11 protein-coding genes and 1 tRNA gene are annotated in these 11,577 nt (G+C 72.1%); 11 read left to right on the forward strand and 1 reads right to left on the reverse strand.

The window, feature by feature from the left end; genetic code table 11:
• Nucleotides 1-82: 82 nt before the first annotated feature.
• From QMF80_RS02140 to QMF80_RS02185, 10 genes are all read left to right on the forward strand, one after another.
• Complete coding sequence (locus QMF80_RS02140) at nucleotides 83-1,204, forward strand: TIGR03364 family FAD-dependent oxidoreductase (RefSeq protein ID WP_283448940.1); 1,122 nt, start codon at nucleotides 83-85, stop codon at nucleotides 1,202-1,204.
• The gene (locus QMF80_RS02145) at nucleotides 1,201-2,028 is read left to right on the forward strand and encodes a phosphonatase-like hydrolase (protein WP_502962743.1); all 828 of its coding nucleotides are present in this window, start codon (nucleotides 1,201-1,203) and stop codon (nucleotides 2,026-2,028) included. The genes QMF80_RS02140 and QMF80_RS02145 overlap by 4 nt, the downstream gene beginning before the upstream one ends.
• Nucleotides 2,025-3,074, forward strand: coding sequence for an ABC transporter ATP-binding protein (locus QMF80_RS02150; RefSeq protein ID WP_283448941.1), 1,050 nt, complete (start codon nucleotides 2,025-2,027; stop codon nucleotides 3,072-3,074). Before QMF80_RS02145 ends, QMF80_RS02150 begins: the two co-directional genes overlap by 4 nt.
• Nucleotides 3,067-3,948, forward strand: a complete 882-nt coding sequence (locus QMF80_RS02155) for a 2-aminoethylphosphonate ABC transporter permease subunit (protein WP_283448942.1) — start codon at nucleotides 3,067-3,069, stop codon at nucleotides 3,946-3,948. The genes QMF80_RS02150 and QMF80_RS02155 overlap by 8 nt, the downstream gene beginning before the upstream one ends.
• A complete protein-coding gene (locus QMF80_RS02160; protein WP_283448943.1) occupies nucleotides 3,935-4,732 on the forward strand; it encodes an ABC transporter permease in 798 nt (265 codons plus the stop codon). The genes QMF80_RS02155 and QMF80_RS02160 overlap by 14 nt, the downstream gene beginning before the upstream one ends.
• Before the next feature lie 53 nt (nucleotides 4,733-4,785).
• Nucleotides 4,786-5,856 carry a 2-aminoethylphosphonate ABC transporter substrate-binding protein gene (locus tag QMF80_RS02165; protein ID WP_283449195.1) on the forward strand — a complete coding sequence of 357 codons (1,071 nt, stop codon included), beginning with the start codon at nucleotides 4,786-4,788 and terminating at the stop codon, nucleotides 5,854-5,856.
• A 147-nt stretch (nucleotides 5,857-6,003) separates the two neighbouring features.
• Complete coding sequence (locus QMF80_RS02170; RefSeq protein ID WP_283448944.1) at nucleotides 6,004-7,524, forward strand: alkaline phosphatase family protein; 1,521 nt, start codon at nucleotides 6,004-6,006, stop codon at nucleotides 7,522-7,524.
• Between the two features lie 146 nt (nucleotides 7,525-7,670).
• On the forward strand, nucleotides 7,671-8,450 hold the full coding sequence (locus QMF80_RS02175) for an HAD-IIA family hydrolase (protein ID WP_283448945.1): 780 nt from the start codon (nucleotides 7,671-7,673) through the stop codon (nucleotides 8,448-8,450).
• A gap of 115 nt (nucleotides 8,451-8,565) precedes the next feature.
• The gene (locus QMF80_RS02180) at nucleotides 8,566-9,174 is read left to right on the forward strand and encodes a hypothetical protein (protein WP_283448946.1); all 609 of its coding nucleotides are present in this window, start codon (nucleotides 8,566-8,568) and stop codon (nucleotides 9,172-9,174) included.
• Between the two features lie 9 nt (nucleotides 9,175-9,183).
• Nucleotides 9,184-9,894: a class F sortase gene (locus tag QMF80_RS02185; RefSeq protein WP_283448947.1), complete on the forward strand. Its 711-nt coding sequence runs from the start codon at nucleotides 9,184-9,186 to the stop codon at nucleotides 9,892-9,894.
• A gap of 60 nt (nucleotides 9,895-9,954) precedes the next feature.
• On the opposite strand, the gene QMF80_RS02190 is transcribed toward QMF80_RS02185, so the two are convergent.
• Nucleotides 9,955-10,028, reverse strand: a tRNA-Lys gene (locus QMF80_RS02190).
• Nucleotides 10,029-10,257: 229 nt separating this feature from the next.
• Between QMF80_RS02190 and QMF80_RS02195 the strand changes: the two genes are divergently transcribed.
• Nucleotides 10,258-11,571 (forward strand): peptidoglycan-binding protein, encoded by a 1,314-nt coding sequence (locus tag QMF80_RS02195; protein WP_283449196.1) that lies wholly within the window; start codon nucleotides 10,258-10,260, stop codon nucleotides 11,569-11,571.
• Nucleotides 11,572-11,577 lie beyond the last annotated feature (6 nt).

Here is an 11,577-nt window from a genome sequence, read left to right on the forward strand (position 1 = left end):
TGGTCCAAGCGTTAGGGGCTGTTCACTGGCGTGTTGCCTGATGGATCCTCGAGGGCCATGGGCCCCGACCACCGTGGTCCGGGTGAGAGTCATAGTCATCGGAGGCGGCGTGGTCGGCACCATGCACGCCTGGCAAGCAGTCGAACGCGGCCATGAGGTCGTCCAGATCGAGCGCGAAGCCGAGGCGCGCGGTGCCTCACTGCGCAATTTCGGCCAGATCTGGGTCAGTGGACGGGCCGGCGGTGAGGAGCTCGACACCGCTCTGCGCGCCCGCGAACTCTGGGAGCGGATCGGGGAACGGGTCCCCGGCCTCGGCTTCCGCGCCATCGGATCCCTCACCCCGGTCCGCAACGCCCGCGAACACGCGGTCGCCGAGGCGGCCGTCGCCCGCCCCGACGCGGCCGCCCGCGGCTACCAACTGCTCACCGCCGCCGAGGCGCGCGGGATCAACCCGGCCCTGCGCGGCGCCTTCGCGTCGGCCCTGTGGTGCGAGCGGGACGCGGCCGTCGAGCCGCGCACCGCGCAGCTCCACCTGCGCGAGGCGCTCAGGGCCTCCGGCCGCTACACCTTCCTCCCCGGCCGAGAGGTCCGCGAGGTCACCGGCCCCGGCGCCGTCCGCGACGACCACGGTGACGTCCACCGCGGCGACGTCGTGGTCCTGGCCACCGGCGCCTGGCTGTCCGGCCTGGTCCGCGAGCTGGTCCCGGACCTGCCCGTGCGCCGCGTCCGGCTCCAGATGATGCAGACCGAGCCGCTCGGCGAGGCGCTGACCACCTCGGTCGCCGACGCCGACAGCTTCCGCTACTACCCCGCCTACCGGAGCGAGGCCCTCGACGCGCTCAACGCCGAGCAGGCGCAGGCCCCGGTCGCCGCGGCGCACAAGATGCAGCTCCTGATGGTCCAGCGCCGCGACGGCGGCCTGACCATCGGCGACACCCACGAGTACGAGCACCCCTTCGCGTTCGACACCCTCGAAGAGCCCTACGACCACCTCACCGGGGTCGTCGAGTCCTTCCTGGGCCGCCCGCTGCCGAAGATCCGGCACCGCTGGGCAGGCGTGTACGCGCAGTGCACCGACACCACCCGGGTCGTCCACCGCCAGCAGGTGCGGGACGGCGTGTGGCTGGTGACCGGACCCGGAGGCCGGGGCATGACCTGCTCGCCCGCCATGGCCGAGACCACCGCGAACGAACTGGGCTGGTGAACCACATGACCGACCGCACCACCTCCCACGGCACCGACGACGCCCGCGCCGACGTCAGCAGCACCCGTACCGACGACGCCCGCACCCGCGACGCCCGCACCCACCACCTCGTCGTCCTCGACATGGCGGGCACCACCGTCGCCGACGGCGGCCTCGTCGAGCGGGCCTTCGAGCGCGCCGCCGAACGCCTCGGCGTCGAGCCCGGCTCCGCCGACCACGCCGACAAGCTCCAGTACGTCCGCGACACCATGGGCGAGTCGAAGATCTCCGTCTTCCGCCACCTCTTCGGTACGGAGGACCTCGCCCAGCGCGCCAACGCGGCCTTCGAGCAGGCGTACGGCGAGCTGGTCGACGGGGGCCTCATCGCCCCCCTCCCCGGCGCCCGCGAGACCATCGAGCAGCTCCGCGCCGACGGCCGCACCGTCGTCCTGACCACCGGCTTCGCCCGGGTCACCCAGGACGCCATCCTCGACGCCCTCGGCTGGCGGGACCTCGCCGACCTCACCCTGTGCCCCGCCGACGCGGGCGGCCGCGGCCGCCCCTACCCGGACATGGTGCTGGCCGCGTTCCTGCGGACCGGCGCGGTGGCCGACGTACGCGAGACGGTCGTCGTCGGCGACACGGCGTACGACATGCTCAGCGGTCGCCGGGCGGGCGCCGGGATCGTGGCAGGAGTGCTCACCGGAGCGCACGGCCACGCGGCGCTCACCGCGAACGGCGCGACCCACGTCCTCGGCTCCGTCGCCGAACTCCCCGCCCTCCTCGGCCCGCTGACCCCGGCCCCGGCCCCGGCCCCTGCCCCGGCCCCGGAGTCCGGCAGGTGAGCGGCATCCGCTTCGACTCCGTCTCGGTCGCCTACGGCGGCCACACCGTCCTGGACTCCCTCGACCTGGCCGTCGAGCCCGGCGAGGTCATGGCGCTGCTCGGACCCTCCGGTTCCGGCAAGACCACGGCGCTGCGCGCGGTCGCGGGTTTCGTACGTCCCGTCTCGGGCCGGGTGTTCATCGGTGACCGGGACGTCACCTCGCTCCCGCCGCACAAGCGGGGCATCGGGATGGTCGTCCAGCAGTACGCGCTCTTCCCGCACATGCGCGTCGAGGACAACGTCGCCTTCGGCCTCAAGGCGCAGAAGGCGGACAAGGCGCGGATCCCCGAGCGGGTGGCCGAGGCCCTGGACATGACGGGCATGGCGGCCTACGCCAAGCGCTACCCGCGCGAACTGTCCGGCGGCCAGCAGCAGCGCGTGGCCATCGCCCGCGCGCTCGCCATCCGCCCCGGGGTGCTGCTGCTCGACGAGCCGCTCTCGGCGCTCGACGCCCAGCTCCGCTCCGGAATGCTGGCCGAACTGGCCCGGCTGCACCGCGAACTGCCCGACGTATCGATCCTGTACGTCACCCACGACCAGGTGGAGGCCCTCACCCTCGCCGACCGGATCGCGGTCATGGACCGGGCCCGCCTCCAGGACTGCGGCACCCCGCAGGAGCTGTACCGCGCCCCGCGCACCGAGTTCACCGCGTCCTTCGTCGGCAACGCCAACCTCCTCCCGGTCACCGTGGCCGCCGGTGGCGCGCTCTTCGCCGGGCGCGCCCTGGCCCTGGACCCGGGCCGCGCCGCCCCCGGCGCGAGCGCGACCCTGTGCGTGCGCCCGCACCTGCTCGCCCTGGGCGACGGGCCGAACGCCCTCAGCGGCAAGATCACCGAGGTGCAGTGGCGGGGCGCGACGCACCGGCTGTACGTCGATGTGGACGGCCACCGCGTCAAGGCGGACCTGCCGGAGCTGCGGGAGACCCCGGCGCTGGGCGACCACGTGACCCTGCACTTCGAACCGCGGGACGCGGTCCTGCTGGCGGCGGGGGTGTCCGATGGGTGAGGCGGTGGCGCGCCCGCTCGCCGCCGACACCCCGGCCCCCGTGCGGCGCGCCGCCACGGCGCCCCGCTGGGTGTGGGCCCTGCCGCCGGTCGCCGTGCTCGGCCTGGTCTTCCTCTACCCCCTCGCACTGGTCGTCCAGCAGTCCCTCACCCCCGACAACGGCGGCGGCGCCTTCGACGCCTACGGGAACGTCTTCGCCTCCACCGTCTTCCGCGAGGCCCTCGGCACCACCGTCTGGCTGGCCGCCGGAGCCACCGTCGGCTGTCTGGTCCTCGGCTTCGCGCTCGCGCTGATCATCGCCTTCGTGCCGTTCCCCGGGGCCAGGGCCGTCGCCAAGTTCATCGACGTGTTCCTCTCCTTCCCCTCCTTCCTCATCACCCTCGCGCTCCTCTTCGTCTACGGCTCCGTCGGCATGGCCAACGGACTGTGGACCGACGTCACCGGTGCGGCGGAGGGGCCCTTCCGCTTCCTCACCACCCCCTGGGGCGTCCTCCTCGCGGAGATCACCTACTTCACGCCCTTCGTGATGCGCCCGCTGCTCGCGGCCTTCTCCCAACTGGACACCGCGCAGCTGGAGGTGGCCTCCTCCCTCGGCGCCAAGCCGGGCCGGATCATCCGGCGGGTGATCCTCCCCGAGGCCCTGCCCGCGCTCGGCGCGGGCGGCAGCCTGGTCCTGGTCATGTGCCTGAACGAGTTCGGGATCGTCCTGTTCACCGGGGCCAAGGACGTCACCACCCTGCCGATGCTCATCTACGGCAAGGCCATCCTCGAATCCGACTACCCGGCCGCCTGTGTGGTCGCCGTGGTCAACATAGCGATCTCCGTCGGCCTGTTCGGCCTCTACCGGGTGGTGAGCAAGCGTGCTGGTGCATAGCAAGTCCGGCCGCTGGGCCGCCTGGGCCGTCTTCACGCTGCTCTTCCTGCCGCTGTTCGCGCTGCCCCTGCTCGTGGTGGTCGCGGCCTCCTTCACCACCCACTGGTCCGGGGCCTTCCCCTCCGGCCCGACCACCGAGAACTACGCGGCCGCCGTGCGGGGCGAATCCCTCCAGGCCCTCACCACCAGCCTGGTCACCGCCCTGGTCGCCAGCCTGCTCGCGCTCACCGCCGGAACCTGGGCGGCGCTGGCCGCCGCCGGGCTGAAGAAGTACGGGAGGCGGTCCCTGGACGCCCTGTTCATGCTGCCGGTCGCCGTTCCGTCCGTGGTCGTGGGACTCGCCGTACTCGTCGCCTTCAGCCGTCCGCCGGTCCTGCTCAACGGCACGAGCGGCATTGTCATCCTGGCGCACACGATTCTTGTCACCGCGTTCGCCTACCAGTCGGTTTCAGCCGCGATCGTACGTCTGGATCCGGCCTACGAGCAGGCGGCGGCCAGCCTCGGCGCCCGCCCCTCGTACGTGCTGTGGCGGGTCAGGCTGCCGCTCCTGCTGCCCTCGCTCACCGCGGCCGCCGGGCTCTGCTTCGCCCTGTCCATGGGTGAGCTGAGCGCCACGATGATGCTCTACCCGCCCGACTGGATGCCCCTGCCCGTCCGGATCTTCACCGCCACCGACCGCGGCTCGCTCTTCAGCGGCTCCGCCATCGCCGTGGTCCTGATGGCCGCCACCCTGCTGGTGCTGCTGGCCGTCGCCCGCATCCGCACCAGAGCCTCCTACCGCTGAGCAGTACCTCTCCTGAAGGAAGCCCCATGTCCCGCGTGTTCCGCGTGTTCCGCATGCCCAGCAGCCTCCTGCGCCCGCTCGTCGCTCTCACCGGATGCCTCGCCGCCGGCGCCACCCTGACCGCCTGCGGCGGTTCCTCCGCCGCCGACTCCAAGGGCGGCGAGAAGGTCGTCACCGTCTACAGCGCGGACGGGCTCAAGGGGGAGAAGGGCGACGGCTGGTACGACAAGGTCTTCGCGGACTTCACCAAGAAGACCGGCATCACCGTGAAGTACGTCGAGGGCGGCTCCGGCGAGATGGTGCAGCGCGCCGTCCGCGAGCAGTCCAACACGCAGGCCGACGTACTGATCACCCTCCCGCCCTTCATCCAGCAGGCCGACGGCAAGGGGCTGCTCCAGTCGTACAAGCCGCAGGGCTCGGACCAGGTCAACGGCGCGAACAAGGCCGCCGACGGCAAGTGGACCTCGGTCGTCAACAACTACTTCGGCTTCGTCTACAACAAGAAGGAGCTGACCGAGGCCCCCAGGACCTGGGAGGAACTGCTGAACGGCACGTTCAAGGGCAAGCTCCAGTACTCCACTCCGGGCGTCGCGGGCGACGGCACCGCCGTGGTCGTCAAGTCGATGCACGACTTCGGCGGCAAGGACGCGGCGATGGAGTACCTGAAGAAGCTCCAGGCCAACAATGTCGGCCCGTCCTCCTCCACCAGCAAGCTCGCGCCCAAGACCGACAAGGGCGAGATCCTCGTCGCCAACGGCGACGTACAGATGAACTTCGCCCAGTCCAAGTCCATGCCGAACCTGGGCATCTGGTTCCCGGCCAAGGACGGCGGCAAGCCCACCACCTTCGCGCTGCCGTACGCGGCGGGCCTGATGAGCAAGGGCCCGCACACCGAGAACGGCAAGAAGCTCCTCGACTACCTGCTCACCGAGGACGCCCAGAAACTGGTCAGCGAGGTCGGCGGCGGCTTCCCGGCGCGCGCCGACGTCAAGCCCACGGACGCCAACGCGGTGGAGCTGACGAAGATCATGACCGGGGTCGAGGTCTTCGAGCCGGACTGGGCCGACATCGACAAGAACCTGTCCTCGTACGTGGACGCGTGGAAGTCGGCCACTGGCAGCTGACCGAAGCCGGTCGGCCACCTTCACGTCACCCGCTCCCGAAAGAGTGACGTTTGGGTAACAGGTCTGGTCCATGGCTCCCCGTCATGGACCGGCCTCCTCGCACGGCCCACCGCTGAACTCCCCTTCGCCCACTCCCTGGAGGAGTACGTGTCCCCTGTCCTGCCAGGACGCGCCCTCGCCGTGGCGGCCACCGCCGCGGCCCTGCTCGCCGCCGCCGCCCAGACCGCCCCGGCGGCTCCGGCCGCCCCCGCGGCCACCGTCAACAAGGTCCTCGTCATCGGGATCGACGGCACCGTCCTCGACCGCGTCAAGGTCGCCGACGCCCCGAACCTCAACGGCCTGATGGCCCAGGGTCTGACCGCCCGCAGCACCCTGTACGCCAACCCCATGGCCGCCACCTCCTCCGGCCCCGGCTGGTCCACCATCGCCACGGGGGTCTGGCCCGACAAGCACGGCGTGAAGGACAACTCCTTCACCGGCAAGAACTACACGGCCCACCCGGACTTCCTGACCCGCGCCGAGAACGCCAACCCCGCGCTCAACACCTACGCGGCCGCCGACTGGGAGCCCATCACCTCCACCGACCAGAACGGTCCGATCTTCTCGCCGAAGGTGGACAAGCGCCTCTCCCTCAAGGGCGACCGCGACGGCTACGGCAGCGAGGACCCGAAGATCGCCGCCGCGGCCTCCGCGGAACTGCGCGACCAGAACCCCGACGCCGCCTTCGTCTACTTCGGCGAGATCGACCACGCGGGCCACTCCTCCGGCGCCGCCAGCCAGGAGTACCTGAACACCATCGGCCGGGTCGACAAGCTCGTCGGTCAGCTGCTCACCGCCGTCCATGCCCGGCCCACGTACGGCCAGGAGAACTGGAAGGTCCTGGTCACCACCGACCACGGTCACACCGACGCGGGCGGCCACGGCGGCTCCACGATCCAGGAGCGCGGCACCTTCGTCATCGCCAAGGGCGCGGGCATCGCGGCGGGTTCGGTACGCAACGACGTACGCCTCGTCGACGTCGCCGCCACCGCGCTCCAGCAGGTCGGCGTCTCCACCGCCGGACTGGACGGCGTACCGCTGAACGCGCCGGACAGCGACCCCTTCGACACCCTGCGGCCCAGCCTCCAGGCCAGGGTGGACGAGACGGGCATCGGCGCGGGCGTGAAGGGCTTCACGCACACCCCGCCCGCGGGCTGGGCCGTCGACAACTCCAGGATGGGCACGGGCGGTGTCGCCGAGTGGGCCGGATGGGCCTTCACCACCGACGAGTTCTGGAGCCAGTCCCAGCGCGACCAGTGGCGCGAACTGAACGTCCGCTCCCGTGACGTCTTCGCCGTCGCCGACTCCGACGAGTGGGACGACAAGAGCCACACCGGCACCTTCGACTCCACCCTGATCACCCCCAAGTGGCCGGTGGCCGGGGGTGCGACGAAGACCCTCGCCTTCCAGACGCACTACCGCCACGAGGCCGGGCAGAGCGCCCAGGTCCTCGTCTCGTACAACGGCGGCGCCCCGACGGTGGTCAAGAACTACACCGCCGACGCCGTCGCGACGTCCGAGGCCATCGCGCTCCAGGTCCCGGCGGGCGCCACCGACGTCCAGGTCCGCTTCCGCTACAGCGGCAGCAACAACTGGTACTGGACCGTCGACAACGTCACCCTCGGCTGACCCTTCCCCGCAGGTCACCGCACGCGGTGACCGGGCCGTGGACGCCGAACGCGTCCACGGCCCGGCCCGCGTAGGGTGGTGGAGACCCAGCGGGTCAAGGCCAGCGGCCTCCGCAGCGGGGGTCACCGAGAGCGGAGAACAGTCCAGTGGCAGAGCGCAAGCCGATCGAATCCTGGCTCACCGACATGGACGGGGTCCTCATCCACGAGGGCATCCCGATCCCCGGCGCCGATGTCTTCATCAAGCGGCTGCGCGACTCCGGCAAGCCCTTCCTGGTGCTGACCAACAACTCCATCTACACCCCGCGCGACCTCCAGGCCCGGCTCCAGCGCATGGGCCTCGACGTCCCCGTCGAGAACATCTGGACCTCGGCGCTGGCCACCGCGAAGTTCCTCGACGACCAGCGCCCCGGCGGCACGGCGTACGTCATCGGCGAGGCCGGGCTGACCACCGCCCTGCACGACATCGGGTACATCCTGACCGACCACGAGCCGGACTACGTGGTGCTGGGCGAGACCCGGACGTACAGCTTCGAGGCCATGACCAAGGCGGTCCGCCTGATCAACGCGGGCGCCCGCTTCATCTGCACCAACCCGGACGAGACCGGTCCCTCCGCCGAGGGCCCGCTGCCCGCGACCGGCGCCGTCGCCGCGCTGATCACCAAGGCGACCGGCAAGAAGCCGTACTTCGCGGGCAAGCCGAACCCGCTGATGATGCGCACCGGTCTGAACGCCATCGGCGCGCACTCCGAGACCAGCGCGATGATCGGCGACCGGATGGACACCGACGTACTGGCGGGCCTGGAGGCGGGGATGCAGACCTTCCTCGTCCTGACCGGCCTCACCTCCGAGGCGGACACCGAGAAGTTCCCCTACCGCCCCACCAAGACGGTGCCCTCGATCGCGGACCTGGTCGACCTCGTCTGACCCGGTGGCAGCCCGGCCCCGGGGTGTACTTGTGACACGTACGGGCCAAGCGCGCGCCGCTCCGGATGCGGAGCGGCGCGCCGCACGTGAACCTCCTTGAAGAAGGAGGTTCACCATGCGCAGTGATCTGATCGCTCTCCGTGTCGCCAAGGTGGCCGTCGCCCTGACGGCACTCACCGCCGTGACCACCGTGACCGCCCCCCTCGCCCTCGCCAACGGGGACGACCGCGGCGGAGTCTCGGCCGATCCGGACCCGGCCCGCCCCGGAGCGCAGGTCAAACTGCGCGTCCGGGGCTGTGACGGCGACTGGGCGTCCGCCACGTCCTCGGCCTTCGTCTCCGAGATCCGCCTCAGCCGGGGGCGGGGCGGTGACCACGAGCTCTGGGGCGACGCCCACATCCGCTCGGACGCGTGGTCCGGTCGTCACGAGATCCGGATCAAGTGCGACGACCGCGACGACCGGGTACGCGGCTCCCTGGAGGTCGAGCACCACCAGCCCTCCCACCACGAGACGCCCATCTGGCCGGTCCACGCGGGAGGCGGCGCGATGGCGGCCGAGCTGGCCGCGGCGCCCCCCGCCAAGGCCACCACCGCCAAGAAGGACCACGACACGGGCGGCCCCGGCCTCCCGCACACCGTGATCGGCGCGGTGCTGGCCGCCGCGGCCACCCTTGCCGTCGCGGGCCGGGCGCTGACCCTGCGCCGCCGCCGCAGCGGCGAGTGAGGGCCCCCGGTGACGGCTGAGCCCAAGGCCTCCGGCGGCGGGCGGCTGCTGACCGCCGCCGCCTGGACGGTGCTGGTGCTGGGCCTGTGGCTGTGGGGCCGGGAGATCACCGGGGTGTCCGGAGGCCCGTACGCCCAGCCGGGTCTGATGTCCGCCCCCGGGCTGCCCGCCGCGCACGCCCCGATCCACGCGCCCGCCGCGGCCGGGCCGCCCCAGCGGGTGGACGTGCCCTCCATAGGCATCCAGGCCCCGGTGATCAACCGGGTCCTGGACGCCGAGGGGGCGATCGAACCGCCGCCGTACGACCAGCCGGGCACGGTGGGCTGGTGGTCGGGCGGGGTCCAGCCCGGGGCCGCGGGCACCGCACTGCTGGTCGGCCACGTGGACACCGAGTCCAAGCCCGCGGTGTTCTACGGGCTCAGCTCGGCGCAGCCGGGCGGCAAGGTGCGGGTGCTGCGCGCGGACGGCACGCTGGCCGAGTTCACCATCGACGACATCCAGGTCTACGAGCGGACCTCCTTCGACCCGCACAAGGCCTACGGGCCGAAAGTGCCGGGCCGGGCGGAGGTGCGGCTGGTGACCTGCGGGGGTTCGTACGACAAGGCGGCGAAGCGGTACACGGCGAACGTGGTGGTGTCGGCGTACCTGACGGCCACGACGAAGCCCGAGCCGCAGGCCGCTCCCTCAGCGGCGGCGTCCGCCGCCGCGACGGGCGGCTGACACGGGCCCGGCCGAATGCGAAGAAGCCCCTCGCGTGAGCGAGGGGCTTCTTCGTGTCTGTGCGCCGCCAGGGACTCGAACCCCGGACCCGCTGATTAAGAGTCAGCTGCTCTAACCAACTGAGCTAGCGGCGCTTGTTTCGACAAAGAGAACTTTACCCCACCCGTGGCGGTGCTCGTGACGCCACACGCCCGCCTTGTCCGATTAACCCACGTTTGAGGTGTTTATCGTGCACGATGTCTCTTGGCCGCGCCGTACCTGATGCCCCGCCAGATACGCCCCGGCCGACCAGTGGACGAGCAGGGGAGTGGACGGAACCGCATGACGACGCAGCCTCCGACACAGGTGCCGACGCATCCGGCGATGCCGGTGCCGCTCTTCGAGGAGTACGACCCCGGCGGCGACTGCGGGTGCCCCGGCTGCGCCCGGCGGCGGCGCGACCTCGCCCGCGCCCGGGCCATACCGCTCCGTGACGGCGGTCATCCGGCCGCCCGCGGAGCCCGCCGCGCGCTCGTCCTCGCCACCGCCGCCGGCGTGGTGCTCAGCGGCGGAACCGGCGCCGCGGTGGCGGTGAGCGGCCCCGACCCGGTCCCGGGACCCGTGACACCCGGCAGCCCCCAGGGCGGCCGGGCCCCGCTGCACGGCCCCTCGCGCACGGGCCCGGTCAAAGCGCCGGCCGCGCGGCGGCAGATCGGCCGTACGACGATCATCAACCGGGCGAAGCTGTGGCTGGACGCCAAGGTCCCCTACAGCATGTCCCTGTACTGGACCGACGGCTACCGCCAGGACTGCTCGGGCTACGTCTCCATGGCCTGGAACCTCGGCACCAACGAGTGGACGGGCAGCCTCGACACCTTCGCCACCCGCATCACCAAGGACGAACTGCTGCCGGGGGACATGCTCCTCTTCCACAACCCGGCCGACCCGAACCAGGGCTCGCACGTCACCCTCTTCGGCGGCTGGGTGGACGAGACCCGCACGCACTACATCGCCTACGAGCAGACGCGCCCGACGACGCGGAAGCAGGCGACGCCGTACGGGTACTGGAACAACGCCACCAAGTACCTTCCCTACCGCTTCAACGGGATCACCGGCGGCATCACCCCCGAGGCACCGGCCGCCGGGCCGAAGCCGGTGGCCGACGTGACCTACCCGGGGGCGGCGAAGTTCGGGGCGGGCGCGAACAACGAGTACGTCACCCAGCTCGGCCAGATGCTGAGCGGACGCGGCGGCTCGCGGTTCTACCCGCAGGGGATCGGCCCGCAGTGGACCGACTCCGACCGGCTGGCCACCCAGGCCTTCCAGCGGGCCCAGGGCTGGACCGGGGGCGAGGCGGACGGCCGGCCGGGCCCGAAGACCTGGAGCCTCCTGGTCCAGAAGCGGGGCAAGGACATCCCGCCCACGGTGGCGGGCGCGACCGGCCCGCCGTCGCTGCGGGTGCCGCCCTACCCGGGGGCCGCGGTGCTGCGCCCCGGCGCGTCCGGCCCGGCGGTCACCGCCCTGGGGCGGCAGCTGGTGCGCAAGGGCTTCGGCAAGTACTACCCGACCGGCCCGGGCCCCCGGTGGGGCGAGGCCGACCGCCGCGCCGTCGAGGCGTTCCAGCGCGCGCAGGGCTGGCGCGGGACCTCGGCCGACGGCTATCCGGGCCCGGAAACCTGGCGCCGGTTGTTCGCATGACGGAGG

The sequence above is a fragment of the Streptomyces sp. G-G2 genome (genome assembly GCF_030063135.1).
In the GTDB taxonomy this organism is placed as follows: domain Bacteria; phylum Actinomycetota; class Actinomycetes; order Streptomycetales; family Streptomycetaceae; genus Streptomyces.